The following is a 25,179-nucleotide window of genomic DNA, read 5'->3' as shown; positions in this document are numbered from 1 at the left end:
GGGAAAACCGGATCGGGTTGCTCCGCGGGAAATTTGACCAAGGCTTGAATCTCGCGGCGACCGGATCCGCACACCGCCCCGGCGGGAGGGCGGTCCCACCGGGGCGGTATGCGGATCCGGGCGGCGTCACGTGGCCGGTGTCACCGGGGCGGTTTCGGTCCTGGCGGCGTCACGAGGTGTGCGCCGGCTCCCGGTCGGACGTGCCCTCAGCGGCGGCGCCCCGGCCGTCGGCGACCGGCGCGGTGCGGTCCGCACGCGCGCCGCGGTCCGCACGCGCGCCGCGGCCCGCACGCGCGGCCGGACGCAGGAGCACGGCACACGTGAGCGCGGCCAGCAGGGCGAGCGAGGCCGACACGACCAGGCACAGCCGGAGGCCGTCGAGGAACGAGCCGCTCAGGGCGGTCAGGGCCGGTCCGGTGGCGGCGTCCAGGTGGAGTGCGGCCACGGCGCCGAGCCCCTGGCCGTGCGCGGTGGCGAGGACGCGGTCGACGGTCTCGGCGGGCACACCCGCGTCGGCGAGGTGTGCAGGAAGGGTGTGCAGGGCCCGGGTGGTGAGCAGGGTGCCGAGCACGGCGGGGCCGAGCGCGCCGCCGACCTGACGGAAGGCGTTGTTCCCGGCCGCGGCCATACCGGCCAGGTGGTGCGGGACGGAGGCGACGGCCGAGGCGGTCATCGGAGTGAGGACGGCGCCCAGGCCCAGGCCGAGCAGGACCAGCCGCCAGGCGATCGAGCCGAAGGAGGTGTGGGCGTCCAGCGTGGTCAGCGACAGCAGCGAACCCGCCGTCACCACCAGGCCCGTGGTGATCAGGACCCGGGCGGACACCCGGTGCATCAGCCGGCCGACCGGTCCGCCGGCGACGATGGCCGCCCCGGTCACCAGCACCATCCGCAGCGCCGCCTGGATCGTCGTCAGGTGCTGCACCAGACCGAAGTACAGGCTCAGCACGAAGAAGAAGCCGATCAGGCCCAGGAAGCTGATCATCGCCACCAGGGCCGTGGCGGTAAAGGCGGGGCTGCGGAACAGCGCCGGGTCGAGCATCGGGCTCGCGCTGCGCCGCTCCACGGCCACGAACGCGGCCGCGCTCACCGCGCCCAGCACCAGGGCCGCCACCACGGCGGGCTCGCCGAAGCCGTTCGCGCCGCCCTCGATCACGCCGTAGACCACCGCGGTGACCGCGACCGCCGCGCTGATCTGGCCCGGCCAGTCGAGCCGGCGGCCGTGCGGCGCGCGCGAGTCCGGCAGCACGAACGCTGCGACGACCAGCACGATCAGGGACACCGGGACGGGCAGGAGGAAGATCCAGCGCCACGCGACGTGCTCCAGCAGCACCCCGGCGATCAGCGGGCCCACGGCGAGCGACGCCAGCAGGGACGTCGCCCACAGGCCGATGAACCTCCCGCGCTCCCGGTGGTCGGGCACCGCGTGGCTGATCATCGCCAGCGTGGTGGGCAGCAGCGCCGCCGCCCCCAGCCCGGAGGCCGCCTGCCCGACCCACACCGACCCCACCGAGTCGGACGAGAGCGACACGGCCGCACCGAGCGCGCAGAAGGCCATGCCCGCCTGGAACACCCGCTTGCGGCCGTGGACGTCGCCCCACACGCCCGTGGTGAGGATCAGCGCGGCCATCGGCAGCACGAACGCGTCCGACACCCAGGACAGCTGGGACGTGGAGGCGCCCAGTGCCCGCTGGATCGCGGGCAGGCTCACCGACACGGTGGTCACGGGGAGGTAGGCGACGAAGACGCCCAGGCAGGCCATGACGAGCGTGACGCCCCGTCCGGCCGTGGGGCCCTGCACCGTTGCGGAATTCACGAGACGTTCCTTCGACTGCGGAGGTGCCGCACGGGCACCGGCTGCGGTGGGGGCGCCGCCGTCCGGCGCACGCCCGGCTCCCGGACCGGTCGCACCGGGGGAGCCGCCGATCAGCTTCGCGCCCGGGTGCGAGGAATCCCCAACTGATCTCGTGAACCGTGATGGAACCTCCGTCCCGATGGTTTCATGTGTGACGATTCACCCATGACCGACGACCTGGACCGCAAAATCATCCACGGACTCCACTGCGCCCCGCGCGTCTCGTTCCGGCGGCTCAGCGAGGTCGTCGGCGTGTCCGAACAGACCGTGGCCCGCCGCTACAACGCCCTGCGCCGGGGCGGCCTCGTCCGCGTCGTCGGTCTGAGCAGCCCCGCCGCCCACGGCCAGACCGAGTGGATCGCCCGCCTGCGCTGCCGTCCGGACGCCGTCGGCCCCCTCGCCGACTCCCTCGCCCGCAGGCCCGAGGTGGCCTACGCCAGCCTCGCCTCCGGCGGCTCGGAGATCATCTGCATCATCCGCTCACCCGCCGGCACCGCCCGCGACGACGTCCTCCTCCGCCAGCTCCCCAGGGCCGCGTCGGTCCTCGACATGAGCGTCGACCTGATCATGCACGCCTTCGGAGTCCCCGGCCCGACGGGCTGGACGGGAGGGGAGGGCTCCCTCACCGCCGACCAGGCGCGCGAGCTGATCGCGGAACGCCCCGTCCCCGTCGGGCCGCCGCTCCCGCCGACCGACGAGGACCTGCCGCTCCTCGAAGCCCTGGCGGAGGACGGCCGGGTCTCCCACACCCGCCTCGCCGAGGTCACCGGCTGGTCCAAACCCCGCGTCGCCCGCCGGCTGGAGGCCCTCGAAACCAGCGGCTCCCTCACCTACGACGTCGACACCCTGCCCGAACGCCTCGGCTACGAACTCAACGCCGCCCTCTGGCTCCAGGTCGACCCGCCCCGCCTCCACACCATCGGCGAGGAGCTCAGCCGGCACGACGAATGCGCCTTCGCCGCGGCCACCAGCGGCAAGCACAACATCATGGCCATCGTCATCTGCAAGGACACCGCGGACTTCTACCGCTACCTCAGCACCCGGCTCGCCCACGTCGAGGGCGTCAAGGGCTACGAGATCAGCGTCCGCGTCCGCCGCCTCAAGCAGGCCGCCTCCCTCATCCACCACGGCCGCCTGATCCACCCGGCGCTCGTGTGAGGTCGATGGTCGCGGGCTCACGGGCTCAGCGGGCCGTCATGCTGAGCCGCACGGCTTTGGGCAGCGTAGCTCCGCCCGGAACCCGAACCCGGACGAATCGGTAGGCATGAACGCGCGGGACGGGGTTAGACGAGTGGGACCACCGATCGCCCCCACCGATAGCCGCGACCGGAAGGACCCGCCGTGGCCGACACCGCCCGCCTGCCCGAAGCATCCGAGCACCACTGGAGCCGCGAGGAGGACGGAGCCTGCCGCACTGCCGAACGCGGCATCTTCGACCGCCCCGCCCAGGAGCACGGAGCTGCCGCCAAGGACCGGGAGGAGGCGGCAAAGGCCGTCTGCGCGGGCTGCGAGGTCCGGGTGGAGTGCCGGCGGCACGCGCTCGCGGCACGGGAGCCGCACGGCGTGTGGGGCGGGCTGGCGGAGGAGGAACGCCGCTCGTTGTTCACCAGCGACTCCGGGCCCAGGGCGGCGTGACGGGCGTCGCGCCCGTCACGTCCTGTGGCGTCCATCGGGGGTGAGGGCGCGACCGCTCACGCGAGCAGCCTGGCCACCGCAGCGTCGATGTCGAGGTGGCCGGACTCGCCGCCGGCCGGTACCAGGTTGAACGAGTCCAGCAGGAACGCCGTCACGACGTCGGAGGGAATGCTGATCACCGCCCGCCGGTCGTGGCCGCACAAGGTCACCAGTACCCGCCCCTCCGGCCCGGGAGCGACGGTGACGTCCCCCCGGCCGACGCGACCGTGGCGGCCCTCGTTCAGCAGGTCCCGCGCGAAGAACCACCGGCGCTCCTCGCCGTCGCCGAGCGCGGGGAAGGCCAGGCACACCGCGTACGGCAGCGAGGAGTCGAAGCGCAGCTGCGCCTCCAGGGCGACGTGCGGGAACGCGCCTTCGGGCAGGGTCACGGAGGTGGACCAGCAGGTGGCGGAGGTCATGCGGTGGGGGCTCTCCATGCGGTCGAACAGCAGCGGGCCGGTGATGCTCAGGTGACGGCCGTCGGCCCCGGTGGCGGACCGGCCTGCGGGCCGACGGCGGCCGTGCTCGTGCGGGTGAGCGCGGAGTGCAGGCGGCGCACGGCGTCCTCGGCGTCGGAGATCTCGTCGGGCGTCGGCAGCACGACGCCGCCGGAGGCCTGCACCTGATCTGCGCCCGGGGCGCGCCACTGCAGGACGGGCGCGAGGACGATACCGGCCCGGGCCAGGAACCACGCCAGGCGGCCGTGCGAGCGCGCGATCCCGAGGGCGAGGGCGGCCAGGGCCTCACGCAGGCGCTCCAGGCGGTCGACGACCGCGAGCCGCTCCTGCTCGGCGGCCGGGCCCACCGCCGCCGCGAGGTCGTCGGCGACCTTCCCGGCCAGTGCTGCGTCCACCGGAGTCGATTCCACCGGGGCCGCGTCCACCGGGGCCGATTCCGACACCCCGTCCCGGGACTGCCGTTCGGCCTCCTCGGCGAGCTCCGCGACCTGCGCACACAGCTCCGCGCCGGAACGCGGGGGACGATCCGGCGGGGCTGCGTGCGCGGTCAAAGCGGTCCCTCCCCGTGGAGCAACGGACACCCCGGGACGGGTGCACGTCCAACGCTGGTACACCACGGCGACCGCCCACAGCTCCGGGAACGAAGTACCCCGCGCCCGCGCAGCCGCCGGAACGAAACAGGCCTTGTCAGGAGCGGCCGGGTTTTCCGTAACACCCCTGGACGCGTAGCCTCGGCGCCGGGGTGCGGGGACGAGGCCGCCGCGCCGACGGGGGCGGATGGTGATGATGGTCGAGACGTTGTCCTTCGAGAGCGCGAGCGTGGACGCCACGCAGGAGTTCCTCTCCACGGCCTACACGCCGATGCGCATCGCCAAGTCGGTGGCGGACGCCCGGGCGAGCATCAGCCGCCGGGCGGTGAACGGGCTCACCGTGGACCGGATCTCCTTCGGCTACGACCTCACCTACGACGCCGAGAGCCTCGGCCGGGTGTGCCTGCTCAGCATGCACACCGGCACGCTCGCCGACCGGACCGGCGGCCGCGAGACGGTGTTCGGCCCCGGCGAGACGTTCCTGGTCGCCCCGCCGGACGCCCCCTACCGGGGAGAGGTCCAGTCGGCCCGCTACACGATCGCCATGTTCGACAGCAGCCTGCTGGACGCCTTCGCCCCCACCGGCGCCAACGGACGCGGCCCGGTGCGCCTCACCGGGCTCCGCGCCGTCGACGAGGCGGCCGACCGGCAACTGGGCGCCGCCGTCGCCTACGTCCGCGACCACGTGCTCGACAACCCGGCCGCCTGCGCGAACGACCTGCTCGTCGCCACCGCCGCCCAGCACCTGGCGGCCGCGACCCTGGCCGCCCTGCCGCACACCGCCCGCACCGACTCGGCCCCCGCCGACCGGACCGACGCCACGTCCACCACGCTGCGCAAGGCGATCGCGTACATCGAGACGAACGCCGAGCGGGAGATCACCCTCGCCGACATCGCCGCGGCCGCCTTCGTCACCCCGAGGGCCCTCCAGTACGCCTTCCGCCGCCACCTGGACACCACCCCGCTCGCCTACCTGCGCCGCGTCCGCCTCGACGCGGCCCACCGCGACCTCCTGGCCGCCGACCCGGGCACCACGACGGTGACGGAGGTCGCGATGCGCTGGGGCTTCGCCCACCCCGGCCACTTCGCCGGCCTCTACCGCGACGCCTACCGGCGCCCCCCGAGCGACACCCTGCGCCTGCACCTCTGAGCCTTCAGTCAACCGGCCCAGCCCCGCGAGCGGTCGTGCACCCGGCCTGGTGAGCTGTGCGGGGAGTCCGCGACCCGAACCGGCCTCCCCGCCACCCCGAGGGAGGACCCCGTGCCGGACCCGACGACGTCCTACGCCGACCTGCGCGCCCTGGTGATCAACTGCGCGCTCAAGCGCTCCCCGGAACGCAGCCACACCCAGGGCCTGATCGACGTCAGCACCGGCATCCTGGAACGCCAGGGCGTCGAGGTCGAGGTCCTGCGGGCGGTCGACATCGACATCGCGACGGGCGTCTGGCCGGACATGACCGAACACGGCTGGGATACGGACGAGTGGCCGGTCATCTACTCCAAGGTGATGTCCGCCGACATCCTGACACTGGCCGGCCCGATCTGGCTGGGCGACAACTCCTCGGTGATGAAGAAGGTCATCGAGCGCCTCTACGCCTGCTCGTCGATCCTCAACCCCGAGGGCCAGTACGCCTACTACGGCCGCGTGGGCGGCTGCCTGATCACGGGCAACGAGGACGGCGCGAAGCACTGCGCGATGAACGTGCTCTACAGCCTGCAGCACCTGGGCTACGTGATCCCGCCGCAGGCCGACGCGGGCTGGGTCGGCGAGGCGGGCCCTGGCCCGTCCTACCTGGACCCGGGTTCGGGCGGTCCGCAGAACGACTTCACGAACCGCAATACGACCTTCATGACGTGGAACCAGCTCCACCTGGCCCGCATGCTCAAGGACGCCGGCGGCATCCCGGCCCACGGCAACCAGCGCTCCGAATGGGACGCCGGCTGCCGCTTCGACTTCGAGAACCCCGAACACCGCTGAGCCAGCTCCGAGACCTCTCGTAATGCACCGGATGCCGCGCCACTCCTGCCCGGAGTGGCGGGGCGCCGTTCATCCGGTGCGAGCGCCGGCACCTCGGCCACCGGGGCGCGGGCCCCTCGGGCGGTGGCAATCGGTGAGCCCGGGTGGCGCCGCGACTGGCGGGATCTGCTGGCCCGGGAGGTGGTGAAAGGGGGGGGCTCGGCTGCTGCCTGCGGCGAGGCTGGGTGAGTCTGCCGCGAGGGCGCTGCAGTGGTCCAGGGGGATCCGCTCGGCAGGGAGGCCGGTCGCCTCGCGGATCAGGCCCTACACGGTGGTGATCTTGCCGTCCCACTCGCCGCCGGCCGGGACGGAGGCGTGCTGGTGGATCAGTTCCCAGCCGTTCTCACGCCGCTCGAAGCAGTCGGTCTGCCGGGCCATGACGTGCTTGGCGGAGCCGTTCCTGAGCACGATGTTCGTGCTCTGCACCGTGCAGACGATGCCCATGTCCCCGTTGACCTTCGCGTCCAGTTCGAGGATCTCGACGTTGCAGGACTCGAAGTCGGCGAAGGTGTCGTCGAACAGCTTGCGCGCCGGGGCGACGCCCCTGGACGCGAACGGGGGGATGTCGAACCACAGCACGTCGGATGCCCAGTGCCGGGTGCTCTGCGCACCGGTCATCGACGCCGCCATCTCGCGGACTATGGCGATGATGGCTTCCTTGTCCTGCTCGGTCGTCGTCATGACTTTGCTCCCTTCGTCTCGTGGCCCTGATCGGCCGCTACGGACAACCCTGCGGCGTGCCGTCAGGGGAGGTGCAAGAGCCGGCCCCGCGACGGGATCTCCCCCGAGGGGAGAGCCCCTGCCAAGGGCCTGCCGTCAGTGCTGGACATCGGGGGTTTCCCCCGCGAAGCCGGCCGCTCAGAGGGCCGCCAGGGTGCGGATGCGGTCGGCGAAGGCCCGTCGGGCGGCCCCGGACTGGGGGGCGAGGCGGTCCCATCCGTGCGGGACCCCGGGATGGACGTGCAGTTCGACGGGGACGCCCGCGGCGGCCAGGCGCGCGGCGTAGGCGATGTCCTCGTCGCGGAAGATGTCGAGGTCACCGGTGTCGATGTAGGCGGGGGCCAGTCCGGTGAAGTCGGTCAGGCGGGCCGGTGCGGCGATCGGGGAGACGTCCGCGGTGTCGAACGTGTCGCCGAGCACCGCCTTCCAGGCCGTGTAGTTGTTGTCGTAGGTCCAGGTCAGGAAGGGTTCGCGGGCCGGGTCGGGGCCCTGGTTGCGGTCGTCGAGCATGGGATAGACCAGGATTTGCCGAGCCAGGGGAGTGCGCCGGTCGCGGGCCAGGATGGCGGTGGCCGCGGCAGGTGCGCCGCCGCCGCTGTCGCCCATCACCGCGATGCGTCCGGTGTCCACGGCCAGTTCGTGCGCGTGGTCGGTGAGCCAGGTCAGGCCGGCGAAGACGTCCTCGGCGAGCATGGTGCCGGTCGCCTCGGGGGCCAGGCGGTAGCCGACGGACAGGAACGGCACCCGACTGTGCGCGACGTACCAGGAGAGCAGGGTGTCGTAGGCGTCCAGGTCGCCCAGGATCATGCCGCCGCCGTGGGCGTAGAGCACGGCCGGGCCGGGCGCCGTGGTCTCGCCGGCGGTGTACCAGCGCAGTTCGATCCGGGCGCCGTCGGGCGCCGTGGCGAGGTAGGTGGCGGTCTTGATCCCGGTGACCGGGGGGACCAGGGCCGCCATGGCAGCCTGGCCGAGGTTGCCGGCCTCGCGAATCGACCTCCAGTCCCCGCGCTCGCGGGCGGCTACGCCGGCGGCCTGCTCGGTGCGGGCGGCCAGGAGGGGGACGAGTTCGGGGTCGACGGTGTGGTTCATGGGAAGTGGTCCCGCTTTCCGGAGGTGGACGGATGGGTGCGCAACGAAGTGGCGGCGCACGCGGGTCGGCAGCCCGGTCGACCGCCCGCAAGCAGGCTCGGGCGTGCCCCGACGAGAGGTGCAAGACCCGCGCGCGCCCGTGCATCTCCCGTGGGGGGAGGTGGCACAGTGGCAGGCATGGACGCGACACTGCCGATCGGGGACTTCGCGAGGGCCACGCACCTGAGCGTGAAGACGCTGCGCTACTACCACCAGGTGGGCCTGCTGGAACCGGACGAGGTGGACCGGCACACCGGCCACCGGTACTACACCACCGCGCAGATCCCGACCGCGCAGATCATCCGCCGCTTCCGCGCCCTGGACATGCCGGTCGAGCAGATCGCCAGGGTGCTGGCCGCCCCCGACCTCGACACCCGCAACGCGCTGCTGGCCGCACACCTGAACCAGATGGAGCAGGAGTTGGCGCGCAGCCAGTCCGCGGTCGCCTCGCTGCGTGACCTGCTCACCCGCCCGCCGGGCGGCACCCGGGCCGAGATCGGGCGCCGGAGCGTTCCGGCCACGCCGGCGGCTGCGATCACCGAGACGGTGGACGTCGCCGAGGCGTTGACCTGGTACCAGGGTGCGCTCGGTGAGATCTACGCGACGCTCGACGCCCAGGGCCTGGCCGCCGACGCGCCGGCCGGTGGGATCTTCGGTACCGACCTGTTCACCCACGGGCACGGACCGGCGACGATCTTCGTGCCGTGCGCCGGACCGCTGCGCCCCATGGGTCGGGTCGACGCGCTGGTCATCCCGGCGGTCGAGTTGGCGACGATTGTGCACCGCGGCCTGCATGCGAATATCGACCTGGCTTATGGAGCCCTCGGCACGTACGTCGCTGAACATGCCCTGGCCGTGGACGGCCCGATCCGCGAGTACTACCCCGTTGGCCGCCACGAGAGCGCGGAGACCGTCGAGTGGCGCACCGAGATCTGCTGGCCCGTCTTCCACACCGGACCGGTCCCCAACGAACCCCCGGTGCCCACGGGTGACGGCGGCCGGTAAAGGGCGCTGTCGCTACCCGCGAACCAAAGCCAGGAGAGCCGACCTCCCATAGGCGAACTGCCACTCGGCCATCCAACGGACGATGCCAGGGAACACGGCATGGTCGAAATATCGACAATCCGCCGGTCCAATGCGCGGTACTGCATCGGATGCAACGTGAACAGAGTGTTGGATCTGCCGGGCTCGGCCGAAGACCTCCGCAGATCGAGATCAGCGGCGCGTGGGGGCGTAGCGTGGTGAGGGTGACGAGCCGCGCGGAGAGCGGAGCGGGGGTGCGTCTGGCGGAGCTGGTGGCCGCGCTCTCGCTGGGCGTGGACTTGGGCTTCGGCCAGCCGATGGAGCACGTGCTGCGCCAGTGCCTGATCGCGTTGCGACTGGCCGAGCGGCTCGGCCTGGACGACGACGCCCGGTTGGTCGTCTACTACACCGCGTTGCTGGTCAACGTCGGCTGTCACTCGGACGCGCACGAGCAGGCGAAGTGGTTCGGCGACGACATCACGCTGAAGTCCGGCAAGTACGCCTACGAGCAGCGCAGTCTGGCGGGCGCGGCGGCGACGCTGCGGTTGATCGGATCGGGCAACCCGCCGCTGCACCGGTTCCGGGTCGGCCTGGAGTTCACGCTCGGCGGGTTCCGCGATATGAACGGGATGATCAGCTCGCACTCGGCGCTGGCCCGCGAGCTCGCCCGGCGGCTCGGTCTGCCGGACGCCGTACAGGAGGCGGTGGCCTGTTCGTACGAGCAATGGGACGGGCGCGGCTGGCCGGGGGAGCTCAAGGGTGAGGCCGTGCCGCTGCCCTCCCGGCTCGCTCAGCTGTCCGAGTACGTCGAGGTGGCGCACCGGATCGGCGGGACCGGCGCGGCCACGGCGCTGGCCCGGCGTCGGGCGGGGACGCAGTTCGATCCCGGACTCGCGGTCGAGTTCTGCCGGGAGCCCGAGGAGATCGTGGGCGGACTGGACACGGCCCGTACCTGGGAGGCGGTGATCGGGGCCGAGCCCGCGCTCGGCGTGCGTCTCGGCGAGGAGGAGTTCGACGCGGCGCTGCTCGCGGTCGCCGACTTCGTGGATCTGAAGTCCCCGTACACGCTGGGCCACGGCCGTGCCGTGGCGGCGCTGGCCGAGGCGGCGGCGCTCGGGCTGCGGATGGATCCGGCCGAGGTGACGACGCTGCGCCGGGCCGGCCTGGTGCACGGCCTGGGCCGCCTCGGCGTCTCCAACGCGATCTGGGACAAACCGGGACCGCTGGGCGCGGGGGAGTGGGAACGGGTGCGGCTGCAGCCCTATCTGACGGAGCGGATGCTCCGGCAGTCCCCGGCGCTCGCCCCCCTGGGCGAGGTCGCCGTGCAGTACCGCGAACGGCTGGACGGCTCCGGCTACCCGCGCGGGCTCGCGGGCGGCGCGATCTCCCGGCCGAGCCGGATCCTGGGCGTCGCGGACGCGTACCAGTCGATGATCGAGCCGCGCCCGCACCGGGCGGCGCTCCAGGCGGCGGAGGCCGCCGCGCAGCTGCACGGCGAGGTCGCCGCCGGACGCCTGGGCGGCGAGGCGGTCGCCGCGGTCCTCGCGGCCGCCGGGCACCGCACGCCGCGGCGCGGCGCCGGGCCCGCGGGCCTGACCGCCCGCGAGATCGACGTGCTGCGGCTGCTGGCCCGCGGCTGCTCCAGCAAGGAGATCGCCGCACGGCTGGTGATCTCGCCCAAGACCGCGCGCAACCACATCGAGCACATCTACGCCAAGATCGGGACCTCGACCCGGGCCTCGGCCTGCCTCTTCGCGGTGCAGAACGGTCTGCTCTGAGAGCGGGGCCGGCTCCGGGGAGGACGACACGGGACGACGGCGCCGAAGATGCCGAAGATGAGGCATCCGCCCCATGCGCCGGGCACGGCACGGGCCTAGCGTCGAGGCAGAACGTCGGACCGTGAATCGAGGCAGTCATGGGTGTCAGAAGCACACTGTTCGCGGTGACCTACGACCGGATGATGGCCAAGGCCGAGCGGCAGGGCCTGAGCGACCTGCGTCGCCGGTTGATCGCCGAGGCCGACGGTCGGGTGCTCGAGATCGGCGGCGGCACCGGGGCCAACCTCGCCCTCTACGGCGAGGGAGTCGAGTCGCTCACAGTTACCGAGCCCGAGCCGGCGATGGTCCGCCGGCTGGAGCGGCACGTCGCGGAGCGGGCTCCGCGCACCACGGTCCTGCGGGCGCCGGCCGAAGACCTTCCGTTCGAGGACGACAGCTTCGACGTCGTCGTGTCGACGCTGGTGCTCTGCGGGGTGAGCGACCAGCAGCGGGCACTGCGCCAGCTCGGCCGGGTGCTGCGCCCCGGCGGGCGGCTGCTCTTCCTGGAGCACATGCGCTCGGAGGACCCGAAGGTGGCCCGCCACCAGGACCGGATGAACTGGCTGAACCGGCTGGTGGTCTGCTGCGAGTGCAACCGTCCGACGCTCGACTCGATCCGGGCGGCCGGATTCGTCGTCGACCACGTCGAGCGCCGGGTCTTCCCCGCGAGTCCGTCCTTCGTCGGCCCGGCCGTGCTGGGCAGCGCCAGGCTCCCGGCGACGACCCCGTCCAGATCCGACGCGACCCCGTCCAGACCCGACGCGGCCACGGCCGTGCCGGGGAAGGCCGCGGGCGGCTGACGGGGAGTGCGGCTCAGGAGCGGCGGCGCGGCTTTCCGCGCTTCGGGGCGACCTTCCTGGCGGTGGGCCCGCCACGTCCGCCGTCCGTGCCGTTCTTGGCGGTTGCGGCGCGGGCGGCGCGGGCGGCGTCGCGACGATCTACAGGGAGATCCGGCACACGGATCACGCAGATCGTGAGGGACTGCTCGACCGCTGAGAGGCGCCGAACACGGATCATCCATCAAGGAGTGACCTCCCGGCCTCCTCTTCCGTTCTCCAGGAACAACTCCGGTGTTTTCCACGCCGGTTCGTCCTGTTGCTGCGGAAGTCAGAAGGCACCCATGAACGTGACCGGCCTGCGAACCGGCACCGTCATCCCGACTCAGGACACCCGGCCCAGGAGAGATGTGCGCGTCCTCGTGGTCGGCGCGGGGTTCTCGGGTATCGGCGCCGCCATCCGGCTGCGCCAGGCGGGGGTGCGCGATCTCCTCGTGCTGGAGAAGGCGGCGCAACTCGGGGGCACCTGGCGGGAGAACACCTACCCGGGCTGCGCCTGCGATGTGCCATCGACGCTCTACAGCTACTCGTTCACTCCGAACACCGCCTGGAGCCGGCTGTTCGCCGGGCAGCAGGAGATCCACGCCTATCTGCGGGCGACGGCCGAGCGGCACGGGCTCGGCGAGGTGCTGCGCTTCGGCGTCCAGGTGTGCGGAGCCCGGTGGGATCCGGTGGCCGGGCGCTGGCTGCTGGAGACCAGCAAGGGGCCGTATAGTGCCGAGGTGCTGGTCCTGGCCACCGGACCGTGGCACATCCCGCGCCACCTCGACGTCCCCGGGGTCGAGGAGTTCAGCGGGCCGGTGCTCCATACCGCCCAGTGGGACCAGAGCATCGACCTGACGGGGCGTCGGGTGAGCGTGGTGGGCACCGGCGCCTCCGCCGTGCAGCTCGTCCCGGCCATCGCCTCCCGAGCGGCCGCCGTGCACCTCTTCCAGCGAACCGCCCAGTGGGTGCTTCCCAAGCCCGACCTACCGGTGCCCGCCGCGGCCAACCGGCTGCTGGACCACCTGCCCCGTTCCCGCAACGCACTGCGCGCCGGGCAGTACATGCTGCAGGAGGGCTTCGGCTACGCCTTCCGCCACCCGCGCCTCGCCCGCCTGCTGGAGACGGGCGCGCGTGCACACCTGCGGCTCGCGGTCCGTGACCGGTTGCTGCGCGAGGCGCTCACGCCCACCTACCGACTGGGCTGCAAGCGTCTGCTGACCTCCAGCACCTTCTACCGGGCCCTCGCCCAGCCACACGTCCACCTGCACCCCACCGCCGTGGCAGCCGTGCGCGGCAACGAGGTCGTCGGTGCCGACGGCACGACCGCCCGGTCGGACGTCCTCGTCACGGCCACCGGCTTCCGCATGGGTGAGCCGCCGCTCGCCCGGAGCCTGTACGGCAGCGGCGGCCGGACGCTGCACGACGCCTGGGACGGCGAACCGCAGGCGTACCTGGGGACCACCGTCAGCGGCTTCCCCAACCTCTTCCTGCTGCTGGGCCCCAACCTGCTCGGGGGCTCCACCTCCGCGATCACCGTCCTGGAAGCCCAACTGACCTACCTCACCGACGCCCTGGCCCACCTCGACCGCGACGGCCGGCGGGTCCTGGAGGTCCGGGCCGCCGCGCAGGCCGCACACAATGCGGCGGTGCAGGAGGCGTTACGGACCACCGTGTACAACTCCGGCGGCTGCACCAGCTACTACTTCAGCCCGAGCGGGCGAAACACCTTCGCCTGGCCCTGGTCCACCGGGCGGCTCATCCGACAGCTGAGCCGCTTCGACCCGGCCGCCTACACCTGCGACGTACCCGGGCCCGTACCGTCGCCTGCTACGGCAGCGCAGACTGGACGGCCTGGGTGACGAGCCGCGCCCCGGCGTCGGTCAGAAGAACACTCCGCACCGCAGCAGCACGTTCGCGTACGGCCGGGCTTCCCCGGTCCGCACCACCAGGCGCGCCCCCGCGCTCAGCTCCTTCAGCTTGTCGTGCGGCACGTACTCCAGCCCGGCGAAGGAGCCGGTCAGCAACCCGTCCGCGGCGGGGTTCGCCTCCCGGACCTCCTGCGCCGCGTGCGCCCCCTCGATCACCAACTCGTCGAGGAGCCCGGCCAGTACGTCCTCGAACGACGGAATCCCCGCCCGGAAGGCGAGGTCGACCACCCGGGGCCCGTCCGGAATCGGCATCCCCGCGTCACACACGAGCACCCGGTCACCGTGCCCCAACTCGGCGATGGCTCCGGCGAGATGGCGATTCAGAATCCCGCCCTTCTTCACAGCGCCTCGACCTCCGCGGCGGTGGGGAACGACTCCTGGGCCCCCCGCCGCGTCACGGCGACGGCGCCCACCCGGGCGGCGTACGCGGCTGCCTCCGCGAGCGATGCCCCCGCACCCAACTTCCAGGCCAGCGCGGCCGTGAAGGAATCGCCGGCGCCCGTCGTGTCGACGGCCTCGACCTTCAACGACGCGACCCGCACGACCTTCTCCTCGGCGGACGCGACCAACGCACCGTCCGAACCGAGCGTCACCACGACCGACTTGGGCCCGCTCGCGAGCAACTCCCGTACCCATGCGGCGGGATCGTCGCCAGTGGCCCCGCCGCCCAGGATCACCCGGGCCTCGTGCTCGTTGACGATCAGCGGGTCGCAGGCCGCCAGGACTTCGGCCGGCAGCGCCCGCGGCGGAGAGGGGTTCAGCACGAACCTGGTGCCGGACGGCAGTTGCCGCACGACCTCCACGACCGACTCCAACGGGATCTCCAACTGCGCCGAGACCACCCGCGAGGCGTGGAACAGGGGCCCGGCGGCCCGGACGTCCTCCGGCGTGAGCCGCCCGTTCGCACCGGGCGACACCACGATGCTGTTGTCGCCCGACGGGTCGACGGTGATCAGCGCGACGCCGGTCGGGGCCCCGCCCACCAGGACGCCCTCGGTGTCGACCCCCGCGTTCCGCTGCGACTCCAGCAGCAGCCGCCCGTTCGCGTCGTCCCCGACCCGCGCGAGCAGCGCCGTGCGCGCCCCGAGCCGCGCGGCGGCGACCGCCTGGTTGGCCCCCTTGCCGCCGGGATGGACGGCGAGGTCCGACCCGAGCACCGTCTCTCCGGCCCCGGGCCTGCGCTCGACACCGATCACGAGGTCGACGTTGGCCGACCCGACGACCAACACGTCGTAGTCGTACATGAAACTCCCCAATCAGAAATCCGAAACAGGGCAGCCGGAGCCCCGCTTCCGCGGGCACTCCGGCCACCCCTTCCCCGTCTCAGCCGGTGAACCCGGCCACGGTCTCCTTCGTGACCACCTTCACCGGCACCTTGATGCTCTCCTCGACCTTCTCGCCCTTGATCGCCTTGACCGCGTTGTCCACGGCGATCTTCCCGAGCTGCGACGGCTGCTGGGCCAGGGACGCGTACAGCGTCCCCTGCTCGACCGCCTTCAGTCCGTCGGGAGTTCCGTCGAAGCCGACGACCTGCACGGAATCGCCGGCCTTGGACCCGAGCGCCTTCACCGCGCCGAGCGCCATCTCGTCGTTCGCGGCGATGACACCCTGGACGTCCGGGTGTGCCTGGAGCAGGTTCGACATGACGTCGAGCCCCTTGGTCCGGTCGAAGTCGGCCGGCTGCTGCGCGACGACCTCGATCCCCGGGTACGCCGCGAGTCCCTTGGCGAAGCCCTCGGCCCGCTCGCGCGCGGCGGAGGTACCGGCCAGCCCCTGGAGGATCACGATCTTCCCGCTGCCACCGAGCTTCTCGGCGATGCTCTTCGCCGCCTGCTCACCGCCGGCGACGTTGTCGGAGGCGACCAGCGCGTTCACGTCGGCGTTGTTGACGCCGCGGTCGACGGCGATGACCGGGATCTTCGCCTTGCCCGCGGCCGCCACCGGGTTGCTCGCCGCGTCGGAGTCCACCGGATTGACGACGATCGCCCCGAGCTTCGAACCGGTGAAGTTCTGCAACTGGTTGGCCTGCTGCGAGGCGTCGTTCTGCGCGTCGGTGACCGTCAGGTCCACCCCCAGCTTCTTCGCCTCGGCCTGCGCACCCGACCGGATCTGCACGAAGAACGGATTGTTGAGCGTGGAGAGCGAGAGGCCGATCTTCCGAGTGCCGGACTTCGGATCGTTGTGCAGGAACGACGTCGCACCCACGATCGCCACCGCCACGACGGCCGCGAGCCCGTAGGTGGCGACCTGCTTGCCCCTTCCGCCGCCGGGCGCCCCGATCGCCGTGGGAGCGGCCCCGGCCTTGCGCCGCACCGTGTCGAGCAGCACCGCCAGGGCGATGACGACACCGATGACGACCTGCTGCCAGAACGCGGAGACGTTCAGCAGGTTCAGCCCGTTGCGCAGCACCGCGAGGATGAGCGCGCCGATCAGCGTCCCCGAGGCCTTGCCCGTGCCCCCGGCGAGGGAGGCGCCGCCGATGACGACGGAGGCGATGGCGTCCAGCTCGTACCCGGTGGCGGCCTGCGGCTGCGCGGAGGAGAGCCGGGAGGCCAGGACGACACCGGCGACCGCGGCGAACACACCGGACAGCGCGTAGATCGCGAGCTTCTGCCTGGGCACCCGCAGACCCGAGAGCCGGGCGGCTTCCTCGTTGCCGCCGATGGCGTACATCGAGCGGCCGATGTACGTACGGCCGAGGACGAACGCCGCGATGAGCCCCATGACCACCATGACGAGCACCGGCACCGGCAGCCACCCGCCGAGCGTGTCACCCAGGTGGGAGACCGAGCCCGGGAACACGATCGGCGATCCGTCCGAGATCACCAGTGCCAGACCACGCCCCACCGACAGCATCGCGAGCGTCGCGATGAACGGCGGCAGCTTGCCGTACGAGATCAGGAAGCCGTTCACCAGACCGGCGGCCACACCCGTCGCCAGCGCCAGCAGCACCGCGACGACCACCGGCACTCCGTGCGCCGTGGCGCTCCACGCCAGCACGGTCGCCGACAGCGCGGCCACCGAACCGACCGACAGGTCGATGCCCGCCGAGACGATCACGAAGGTGACGCCGAAGGCGAGGACGGCGGTCACGGCCGCCTGGACGCCGACGTTGAGCAGGTTGTCGGTGGTGAGGAAGTCGCCCGACAGCGCCGACATGGCGATGACGAGGACGATCAGCGCGGTCAGCGCGCCGTTGTCGAGCAGCAGACGGCGCAACGCCGCGGCGCCACCGGCGTCCGTACCGCTCGTGAGCGTTTCAGCGGCCACGGGAGGCCTCCAGTTCGGTAGTGGGGTTGCTCACGGCCAGCGACATGACCGCGTCCTGCGTGGCCTCGTCGGCGGACAACTCGCCCGCGATCCGGCCCTGGGCCATCACCAGCACCCGGTCGCTCATCCCGAGCACCTCGGGCAGATCGCTGGAGATCATGAGTACGGCGGCCCCGGCCGCCGTCAGTTCGTTGACGAGCTGGTAGATCTCGACCTTGGCGCCGACGTCGATGCCGCGCGTGGGCTCGTCGAGGATCAGCACCTTGGTGTCGGCCAGGAGCCACTTGCCGATGACGACCTTCTGCTGGTTGCCGCCGGACAGCGTGCGCACCTGCTGACCGAGCCCCGCCATCCGGACGTCGAGTTGCCCGGCGATCCGCGCGGCGGAGTCGTGCTGACCCTTGAGGTCGACGATTCCGGCTCTGGTCGCGGACTTGAGGGTGACGAGTCCGAGGTTCTCCTCGACCGACTGGTCGAGCACGAGCCCCTGACCCTTGCGGTCCTCGGGCACCAGCCCGATCCCCGCGGTCATGGCGGCGCCGATGTCATGCCGCTTCAGGGAAGCCCCGCAGACGCGGACCGTACCGCGGTCGTACGGGTCGGCCCCGAAGACGGCCCGGACCACCTCGGTACGGCCCGCCCCGACCAGCCCGGCGACGCCGACGACCTCGCCGGCCCGCACCTCGAAGCTGACGTCGTGGAAGACACCGTCCCGGGACAGTCCCTCCACGGACAGCAGCGCGGTGCCCGGCACCGCCCGCTCGCGCGGGTACTGCTGCTCGATGGACCGGCCCACCATCAGCCGGACGAGCTCCTCCTCCGGCGTGGAGGCGGGCACCTGTCCGACCGACTTGCCGTCCCGGATGACCGTGACCCGGTCCCCGAGGGCGGCGATCTCCTCCAGGTGGTGCGTGATGAAGACGATCCCGACGCCGTCCTCGCGCAGCGTGCGCACGATCACGAACAGCTTCTCGACCTCCTCGGAGGTCAGCACGGCCGTCGGCTCGTCCATGATCAGAACCCGCGCGTCCAGGCTCAGCGCCTTCGCGATCTCGACCATCTGCAGGCGCGCGATGCCGAGTTCGCGCACCCGCGCGCGGGGCGACACGCTGACGCCGACGCGCTCCAGAAGCTCCGAGGCGTCCGCCTCCATCTTCCTCCGGTCGATCATCCCGAACCGGCGCGGCTGGCGCCCCAGGAAGATGTTCTCGGCGACCGTCAGATCGGGGACGAGGTTGAACTCCTGGTAGATGGTGGCGATCCCGAGTCGCTCGGAGTCCTGCGCACCATGGATGCGGACCTCCTCACCACCGACCAGGATGCGGCCCTCGTCGGGTGCGTGGGCACCGGAGAGCATCTTGATCAGGGTGCTCTTTCCCGCGCCGTTCTCACCGAGCAGCACGTGGACCTCGCCCCGCCGCAGGTCGAAGTCGACGCGGTCCAGTGCGACCACTCCGGGGAAGGTCTTCCGGATGCCCTCGATGCGCAGCAACTCGTCCGCGTTGCTCACGACTGGCTCCTGTTCGTTGCGGGGTTCTCGTTCGTCGCGTTCTCGTTCGTTGCGGGGTTCTCGTTCGTTGTGGGGGTCTCGCCGCACGAGCGGCGAACGACGAGACGGGCGGGGAGCGTCACGGATCGTGGCTCCCGCCCCTCGATGCGGTCCACGAGCGCGCGCACGGCGGCCCGGCCCAGTTCGCCCGTGGGCTGGGCGATCGCGGTGATCGGCGGGTCCGTGTGCACGAACCAGCGGATGTCGTCGAACGCGGCGAGCGCGATGTCGTCCGGCACCCGCAGACCACGGGCGCGTACGGCGTCCAGGGCGCCCAGCGCCATCAGGTTGTCCGCCGCGAACACGACCTGCGGGGGCTCGGCGAGGTCGAGGAACCGCTCGGTCGCCCGCCGGCCGCTGTCGGCCTGGAAGTCACCGTGGCCGATGTACCGGTCCGGCAGGTCGAGGCCGCACTCCTCCATCGCCTCGCGGAACGCCTCCACACGCTCCCGCCCGGTCGTGGTCGCCGCCGGCCCGGCGATGATCGCCAGCCGTCGGTGCCCCAGCCGGTGCAGGTGCAGGACGAGATCCCGGACGGCACCCCGCCCGTCCGCCCGCACCACCGGCACGTCGACGCCGGGGATCCACCGGTCCACGAACACCATCGGTGTCCCGGCCCGGGCGGCGTCGAGCATGAGCGGCGACCCGCCGTCGGTGGGCGAGACCAGCAGCCCGTCGATGCGGCGGTCCAGAAGCGTCCGTACGTGGTGGTCCTGCAGTTCCGGCCGCTCGTCGGCGTTCCCGATGATCACGCTGTACCCCAGCGCCCGCGCCTCTTCCTCGACGGACCGTGCGAGCTCGGTGAAGTACGGATTCAGCACGTCGCTGATCACGAGGCCCAGGGTGTGGGTCTGATCGGTGCGCAGCGACCGCGCCACGGCGTTGGGCCGGTACCCGAGCGACGCAACGGCGGCCAGCACCCGCGCCCTCGCGTCCTCGCTCACCGAAGGGTGCTCATTCAGGACACGCGAGACAGTGGCGACGGACACGCCTGCCTCGGCGGCGACGTCCTTGATGCTCGTCACGGCCGTCCCACCTCCTCGTGGAATCGATTACATCAACGCGTTCCCACGATTGGAATCGATTACATGCCCGCAGGGCAAGCCTTGAGCCGGTGCCTGAAACCTGATCGTGATGAACGACGTGCCGATGTCGCCGCCGTCACCGTGCGTGACGGTCCGGCCGGTCCCGTTCCGGCGTGTGCGGGGGGTGCCGGACCCGCCGATCGGCCACCCGCAGCGGGAACCGGGCATGCAAAAGGCCAGCCCCAGGCCTCTGGCCTGGGGCTTTGCTCATGATCTGGCGCCCACGTGGCCAAGGCCCTCAGCCTCTGCCACGCGGACGTGCGGCGCATGTGGCCGCCCGTCGTCGACGTGCGGTTAGATGGTCGATCCGCCGCCGGAGGTGTTGTTCCACCAGGCGCTGTAGGCGTTCAGCGAGTACCGCTTCTGCGCGCCGCTGGTCGAGGTGATCTCGATGCCGAACTGCATCGTGTCGAAGTCGGTGTTGCGCAGGAGGTTCTGCGACGCGGCCCATCGCCAGACCGCCGAGGCGTCGATGGTGCCGGTGTTGCTCTGCTGGGCGGGGATGAGCTGCAGGACGTTCCAGCCGGGATCGGCCTGCCAGACCGACGCGTACTGGATGCCGCCGATGGTCACGTTGGACGCGATCTGCCGTCCCCAGCCGCCTGCCGTCCCGGACCAGCTGGTGAAGACCATGATCTCGTCCTGGTTGCCGGTCGACCAGAAGTCGCTCGTCCAGTTCCACCAGTCACTGCCGGAGACGGGGGCCGACGACGTGTTGAACCAGAAGCCCGCCGAGTTCAACTGCGACAGCGGCGTCCGGGGCCGGACCGAGGTGTTCGGGTAGGACTTGATCCCGCCGCCGGAGTGGCCGGCGTCGACGTACCAGGACTTGATGCTGTCGACGGTCTGGCACTGCCAACCGGCGTTCTGGCCCCAGATGTTGTTGTAGATCGTCCAGCTGCCCTGGGTGTACTGACCCCCCTTGTCGCAGGTGGAGTACACCTGGGCCTGAGCCGGAGACGCGAAGCTCAGGAACCCGGCGATCACGGCGACGACAAGGACCAGCCGACCGGACCCGGCCGACTTGCTGCTGATGGATTTACGGGTGTGCCATCTCATGTGTCCCTCCAAGGACGGCGATGGGTTGTTCCGGACTCCCCGGTCTGGTGGCGGGGTCCGGCGCGGCGAGGTGTCGCTCGCCGGCGGGTCCGGGCTCGGGACGGGCGCGGCTCAGCCCCGTCCGAGGTGGCGCGCTCAAGAACTACGGGAACGGTGCTCGGTCCCCTTGCTCGCAAGCACCGGGCTCGCCGGATGCAGGTGCGAAGGGTCGAAGCGCTTGCGTCTGTGGACAGTAATAATGACGGGGACTCAGCACAGCAAGGCTCTGTGCAGGGGGACACACTTCTTTCACCTGCTGACTGTCGAATCGCCCTCGAAGGACTGTCGAATCGCTTTCGACAGCATCGGCCGCGCGCGCCAATTGGCCTTCACGGAACTGCTGCTGGCCTTGGCGGATGCGGCGGAAGGTGCCGGGGCAGGTGTCGACGTGACGGGTGAAGAGATTCCCGAGGTTGGTGGGGGCGGGAAAGCTCGGACGGCGGGGATGCAGGACAGTTGGGCCGCAGCGACGTTGCCGGTACTGCCCGTCGAAAGTATTGACACGCTATTTGTGAGCGTTAACACTCTTGTAACAGGCGGGCGGGCGCCGCGCCTGAGGTAGCCGGTTGGAGCCGAACAGCCCTTGTGTGCGGATTCCTTGGCCGCTGCACTCCCCGTTCTCTTCTCTTACACACCGTGGAGTTCGCCATGCCGGCTCGCCCCTTCAGTCGCCGTGCCATGTTCAAGGCGACCGGCGTCGCGGCCGTGGCCGCCGCCGGCCCCGCCCTCGGTCCGGTCTCCGCCGCGGCGCAGACGGGACCGGTCAGGTCCGACGTCGGAGTGTCGACAGTCCCGTTCGAGCTGGGTCAGGTCCGGCTCACCAGCAGCCGGTGGCTCGACAACCAGAACCGCACCCTGGCGTACCTCCGCTTCGTCGACGTCGACCGTCTGTTGTACAACTTCCGCGCCAACCACCGGCTCTCCACCAACGCCGCTGCCGCGAACGGGGGTTGGGACGACCCGGGGTTCCCCTTCCGCACCCACGTGCAGGGCCACTTCCTCTCGGCGTGGGCCCAGGCCGCCGCCGCGCTCGGGGACACCACCTGCCGAGACAAGGCCAACCGGATGGTGGCCGAACTCGCCAAGTGCCAGGCCAACAACGCTGCCGCGGGCTTCTCCGCCGGCTACCTGTCGGGCTTCCCCGAGTCCGACTTCGCCAGCCTCGAAGCGGGCAGGCTGGGCAACGGCAACGTCCCGTACTACTGCGTCCACAAGACCATGGCCGGTCTGCTCGACGTGTGGCGCCTCCTGGGCAACACCCAGGCCCGCGACGTGCTCCTCGCGATCGCAGGCTGGGTCGACCGCCGCACCGCCGCGCTCGGCTACGGCACGATGCAGTCGATGCTGGGCACCGAGTTCGGCGGCATGAACGACGTGTTGGCCGGTCTCTACCAACAGACCGGTGACGCACGCTGGCTGACCACCGCTCAGCGGTTCGACCACGCCGCGGTCTTCGACCCGCTCGCGGCGAACCTGGACCAGCTCGACGGCCTACATGCCAACACGCAGGTGCCCAAGTGGATCGGAGCCGTCCGCGAATACCAGGCCACCGGGACGACCCGCTACCGCGACATCGCCGCCAACGCCTGGGCGATCACCACCGGCGCGCACACCTACGCCATCGGCGGCAACAGCCAGGCGGAGCACTTCCGGGCCGCGAATGCCATCTCCGGCTACCTCACCGACGACACCTGCGAGCTCTGCAACTCCTACAACATGCTCAAGCTGACCCGGGAGCTGTGGCAGCTGAGCCCGGACCGGGCCTCGTACTTCGACTTCTACGAGAAGGCGCTGCTCAACCATGTCATCGGCGCCCAGAACCCGGCCGACCCGCACGGCCACATCACGTACTTCAGCTCCCTCGACCCGGGCGGCCGCCGGGGCAAGGGCCCGGCCTGGGGCGGTGGCACCTGGAGCACCGACTACGGCACGTTCTGGTGCTGCCAGGGAACGGGTGTCGAGTCCAACACCAAGCTGATGAACTCCATCTACTTCCACGAGGGCACCACCCTCACGGTGAACCTGTTCCTCCCGTCCGTCCTGGACTGGACCGAGCGGGGCATCACGGTCACCCAGACCACCGCGTTCCCGGCCGAGGACACCACGACGCTCAAGGTCACCGGCGGCGTCGGCGGGACGTGGTCCATGCGCGTCCGCATCCCCGGGTGGACCTCGGGCGCCGGCGTCAGCGTCAACGGCGTCGCGCAGAGCGTCGCGGCCACCCCGGGCACGTACGCCACCCTCACCCGGGCCTGGGTCTCCGGCGACACCGTCACCGTGAAGCTCCCCATGCGGGTGGCCCTCGAAGCCGCCAACGACAGCCCCGGTGTCGCGGCGATCACCTACGGCCCCGCCGTCCTGGCCGGCAACTACGGCAGCACCGCGCTGTCCGCCCTCCCGGCCCTGGACGCCACCACGATCACCCGGACCAGCAGCACCGCCCTCGCCTTCACGGCCACCGCCGACGGAGCGACGGTCGGCCTCGGCCCGTTCCACGACGCCCAGGGCTTCAACTACACCGTCTACTGGCGGACCGACGGCGCGAGCTTCCGCCTGGTCAACGCGGCCAGCGGACTCGTCCTCGGCATCCAGAACATGTCCAGCGCCGACGGCGGCCTCGCCCTGCAGTGGTCCGACACCGGCACCGCCGACCACAACTGGGCCCTCGTCGTCGACGGCACCGCACTGCGGCTGCGCAACGTCAACAGCGGCAAGGTCCTCGGCGTGAAGGACATGTCCACCGCCGACAACGCCCCGATCCTCCAGTGGGCCGACACGGGCACCGCCGACCACCGGTGGACCGTCGTCGACGCCGGCAACGGCTACCACGAGCTCCAGAACGTCCACACCGGCAAGCTGCTCGGCATCGCCGGCGGCTCCACCGTCCAGGGCACCGCAGCCGTACAGCTGCCCGGCAGCGGTGCCGCCGCCGGCCAGTGGCAGTTCGCTCCCGTCGGTGCCAGGCGGATCCAGAACGTCGCCAGCGGGCGGGTCCTCGGAGTGAAGGACATGTCCACCGCCGACGGCGGCCTCGTCATCCAGTGGGACGACAACGGCACCGCCGACCACCTCTGGACGGCCGCCCTCGACACCGGCGGCCACCTGCGCCTGCGCAACTCCAACAGCGGCAAAGTCCTCGCCGTGGAGAACGGCGGCACCGCCAACGGCGCGAGGATCGTCCAGTGGACCGACAACGGCACCACCGACCACCGGTGGCGCCTGCGCCACGGAGGTGGGGACACCTTCAGGATCCAGTGCGCCAACAGCGGCCGCGTCCTCGGTGTCTCCGGTGCCTCCACCGCCTTGGGAGCGCAGGCCGTGCTCTGGGACGACACCGGCGCCAGCGACCACCTGTGGCGGTTCATCTGATCCGGCGTCGGGGCCCGCGGACACCGGTACTTTCCAGCAGGACACCGTTGAGGTGGCAAGGACAAGGGCCGCACGTTCACCGTGAGCGTCCACCCGAGCGAGCTGCGCGGGCGATGCTGGTGGCGCTGGGCGGCTTCCTCGGCATGTACTTCGTGCCGTTCGTCAAGTACCCGGCCAACCCGCCGGCCATCGGCCACGCCGAGACCATCCGTGACCGCGGAAACCTCTACCTGGGCATGGTCGCCTGTTCCGTCCTCTTCCTCGTCCTGGCGGTCTGGCTCGGCAAGCGCCTGCAGGCCCGCTTCGGCAACTGGAACGCGACCCTGCTCGCCGCCGGCGCCTACGTCGTGGCGATCGGCATCGTCATGGCGGTGCTCCCCTCCCTCGGTGAACTCGCCGACAACGTTCAGCAGTACGGCCACCACGCGACCGAGACGCCGCTGCCGCTGACCGACGACAAGGGCGCCATCGTCTACCCGGGCTTCCCGGCCGACACGCTGTTCAGCTTCCGCTTCTACTCGGTGGCCGCACAGCTCCTGCTGTGGGCCACGGTCGGCCTGGTCTTCGGACCGATGGCCGAGCGCCTGCTCGACGCCCGCACCGCGGCCGCGACGGCACCGGCCACGGCCGGTCCCGAGCCGGTCGGCGCGGTATGACGCAGACGTCACCGAGGGCCGCGACGCCACAGCGCGTCGCGGCCCTCGGGCCGTTCTTCGCCTTCGACACCCACCCGGCCGGCCCGCCCGTCCAGCCGTGGCGTCCGATGGTCGAACTCCTCGA

Annotated in this window: 21 protein-coding genes; 10 read left to right on the top strand and 11 right to left on the bottom strand. The window is 71.6% G+C overall.

What is annotated here, in order from left to right; genetic code table 11:
* Positions 1–169: 169 nt before the first annotated feature.
* Complete coding sequence (locus tag ACFVU9_RS19430; RefSeq protein ID WP_387594798.1) at positions 170–1,759, bottom strand: MFS transporter; 1,590 nt, start codon at positions 1,757–1,759, stop codon at positions 170–172.
* A gap of 258 nt (positions 1,760–2,017) precedes the next feature.
* On the opposite strand from ACFVU9_RS19430, the gene ACFVU9_RS19425 reads away from it, so the two are divergent.
* Positions 2,018–3,010, top strand: coding sequence for an Lrp/AsnC family transcriptional regulator (locus ACFVU9_RS19425; protein WP_387594691.1), 993 nt, complete (start codon positions 2,018–2,020; stop codon positions 3,008–3,010).
* Positions 3,011–3,193: 183 nt separating this feature from the next.
* Positions 3,194–3,487, top strand: coding sequence for a WhiB family transcriptional regulator (locus tag ACFVU9_RS19420; protein WP_387594688.1), 294 nt, complete (start codon positions 3,194–3,196; stop codon positions 3,485–3,487).
* 56 nt (positions 3,488–3,543) lie between these two features.
* On the opposite strand, the gene ACFVU9_RS19415 is transcribed toward ACFVU9_RS19420, so the two are convergent.
* Together ACFVU9_RS19415 and ACFVU9_RS19410 are read right to left on the bottom strand one after the other, a co-directional pair.
* Positions 3,544–3,945 carry an SsgA family sporulation/cell division regulator gene (locus ACFVU9_RS19415; protein ID WP_380444707.1) on the bottom strand — a complete coding sequence of 134 codons (402 nt, stop codon included), beginning with the start codon at positions 3,943–3,945 and terminating at the stop codon, positions 3,544–3,546.
* Positions 3,946–3,992: 47 nt separating this feature from the next.
* Positions 3,993–4,535, bottom strand: coding sequence for a hypothetical protein (locus ACFVU9_RS19410; protein ID WP_387594684.1), 543 nt, complete (start codon positions 4,533–4,535; stop codon positions 3,993–3,995).
* Between the two features lie 247 nt (positions 4,536–4,782).
* On the opposite strand from ACFVU9_RS19410, the gene ACFVU9_RS19405 reads away from it, so the two are divergent.
* Both ACFVU9_RS19405 and ACFVU9_RS19400 read left to right on the top strand, forming a co-directional pair.
* A complete protein-coding gene (locus tag ACFVU9_RS19405) occupies positions 4,783–5,724 on the top strand; it encodes a helix-turn-helix transcriptional regulator (RefSeq protein ID WP_387594681.1) in 942 nt (313 codons plus the stop codon).
* A gap of 111 nt (positions 5,725–5,835) precedes the next feature.
* Positions 5,836–6,552, top strand: a complete 717-nt coding sequence (locus ACFVU9_RS19400) for a flavodoxin family protein (protein WP_387594678.1) — start codon at positions 5,836–5,838, stop codon at positions 6,550–6,552.
* 303 nt (positions 6,553–6,855) lie between these two features.
* On the opposite strand, the gene ACFVU9_RS19395 is transcribed toward ACFVU9_RS19400, so the two are convergent.
* Together ACFVU9_RS19395 and ACFVU9_RS19390 are read right to left on the bottom strand one after the other, a co-directional pair.
* The gene (locus ACFVU9_RS19395; protein WP_387594675.1) at positions 6,856–7,272 is read right to left on the bottom strand and encodes a YybH family protein; all 417 of its coding nucleotides are present in this window, start codon (positions 7,270–7,272) and stop codon (positions 6,856–6,858) included.
* 177 nt (positions 7,273–7,449) lie between these two features.
* Positions 7,450–8,400 carry an alpha/beta hydrolase fold domain-containing protein gene (locus tag ACFVU9_RS19390; RefSeq protein ID WP_387594672.1) on the bottom strand — a complete coding sequence of 317 codons (951 nt, stop codon included), beginning with the start codon at positions 8,398–8,400 and terminating at the stop codon, positions 7,450–7,452.
* Positions 8,401–8,577: 177 nt separating this feature from the next.
* Here ACFVU9_RS19390 and ACFVU9_RS19385 point away from each other — a divergent pair, with 177 nt between their 5' ends.
* From ACFVU9_RS19385 to ACFVU9_RS19370, 4 genes are all read left to right on the top strand, one after another.
* A complete protein-coding gene (locus tag ACFVU9_RS19385; RefSeq protein ID WP_387594669.1) occupies positions 8,578–9,444 on the top strand; it encodes a MerR family transcriptional regulator in 867 nt (288 codons plus the stop codon).
* Between the two features lie 242 nt (positions 9,445–9,686).
* Positions 9,687–11,240: an HD domain-containing phosphohydrolase gene (locus ACFVU9_RS19380; protein ID WP_387594666.1), complete on the top strand. Its 1,554-nt coding sequence runs from the start codon at positions 9,687–9,689 to the stop codon at positions 11,238–11,240.
* Between the two features lie 164 nt (positions 11,241–11,404).
* A complete protein-coding gene (locus ACFVU9_RS19375; protein WP_387594663.1) occupies positions 11,405–12,079 on the top strand; it encodes a class I SAM-dependent methyltransferase in 675 nt (224 codons plus the stop codon).
* A gap of 320 nt (positions 12,080–12,399) precedes the next feature.
* Positions 12,400–13,959, top strand: a complete 1,560-nt coding sequence (locus ACFVU9_RS19370) for a flavin-containing monooxygenase (RefSeq protein WP_387594660.1) — start codon at positions 12,400–12,402, stop codon at positions 13,957–13,959.
* Positions 13,960–13,980: 21 nt separating this feature from the next.
* Here the strand turns inward: ACFVU9_RS19370 and rbsD are convergent, their stop codons facing one another.
* The 6 genes from rbsD to ACFVU9_RS19340 all read right to left on the bottom strand — a co-directional run bounded on the left by rbsD (position 13,981) and on the right by ACFVU9_RS19340 (position 20,991).
* Positions 13,981–14,370, bottom strand: a complete 390-nt coding sequence (gene rbsD / locus ACFVU9_RS19365; protein WP_380448412.1) for a D-ribose pyranase — start codon at positions 14,368–14,370, stop codon at positions 13,981–13,983.
* Positions 14,367–15,272: a ribokinase gene (locus ACFVU9_RS19360; RefSeq protein WP_387594657.1), complete on the bottom strand. Its 906-nt coding sequence runs from the start codon at positions 15,270–15,272 to the stop codon at positions 14,367–14,369. The genes rbsD and ACFVU9_RS19360 overlap by 4 nt, the downstream gene beginning before the upstream one ends.
* Before the next feature lie 79 nt (positions 15,273–15,351).
* Positions 15,352–17,298, bottom strand: a complete 1,947-nt coding sequence (locus ACFVU9_RS19355) for a substrate-binding domain-containing protein (RefSeq protein ID WP_387594654.1) — start codon at positions 17,296–17,298, stop codon at positions 15,352–15,354.
* On the bottom strand, positions 17,288–18,808 hold the full coding sequence (locus ACFVU9_RS19350; RefSeq protein WP_387594651.1) for a sugar ABC transporter ATP-binding protein: 1,521 nt from the start codon (positions 18,806–18,808) through the stop codon (positions 17,288–17,290). Before ACFVU9_RS19350 ends, ACFVU9_RS19355 begins: the two co-directional genes overlap by 11 nt.
* Positions 18,805–19,872 carry a LacI family DNA-binding transcriptional regulator gene (locus tag ACFVU9_RS19345; RefSeq protein ID WP_387594648.1) on the bottom strand — a complete coding sequence of 356 codons (1,068 nt, stop codon included), beginning with the start codon at positions 19,870–19,872 and terminating at the stop codon, positions 18,805–18,807. The genes ACFVU9_RS19350 and ACFVU9_RS19345 overlap by 4 nt, the downstream gene beginning before the upstream one ends.
* A 354-nt stretch (positions 19,873–20,226) precedes the next feature.
* Positions 20,227–20,991 carry a hypothetical protein gene (locus tag ACFVU9_RS19340; protein ID WP_387594645.1) on the bottom strand — a complete coding sequence of 255 codons (765 nt, stop codon included), beginning with the start codon at positions 20,989–20,991 and terminating at the stop codon, positions 20,227–20,229.
* Positions 20,992–21,708: 717 nt separating this feature from the next.
* On the opposite strand from ACFVU9_RS19340, the gene ACFVU9_RS19335 reads away from it, so the two are divergent.
* Both ACFVU9_RS19335 and ACFVU9_RS19330 read left to right on the top strand, forming a co-directional pair.
* Positions 21,709–24,399 (top strand): beta-L-arabinofuranosidase domain-containing protein, encoded by a 2,691-nt coding sequence (locus ACFVU9_RS19335; RefSeq protein ID WP_387594642.1) that lies wholly within the window; start codon positions 21,709–21,711, stop codon positions 24,397–24,399.
* Complete coding sequence (locus ACFVU9_RS19330; RefSeq protein ID WP_387594639.1) at positions 24,285–25,055, top strand: CbtA family protein; 771 nt, start codon at positions 24,285–24,287, stop codon at positions 25,053–25,055. The genes ACFVU9_RS19335 and ACFVU9_RS19330 overlap by 115 nt, the downstream gene beginning before the upstream one ends.
* The last annotated feature ends 124 nt before the right edge of the window (positions 25,056–25,179 follow it).

Source organism: Kitasatospora sp. NPDC057936, assembly GCF_042887525.1.
Lineage (GTDB): Bacteria > Actinomycetota > Actinomycetes > Streptomycetales > Streptomycetaceae > Kitasatospora.
Note: the sequence above shows the minus strand (reverse complement) of the source record. Positions and strands in the feature narration are given on the sequence as shown.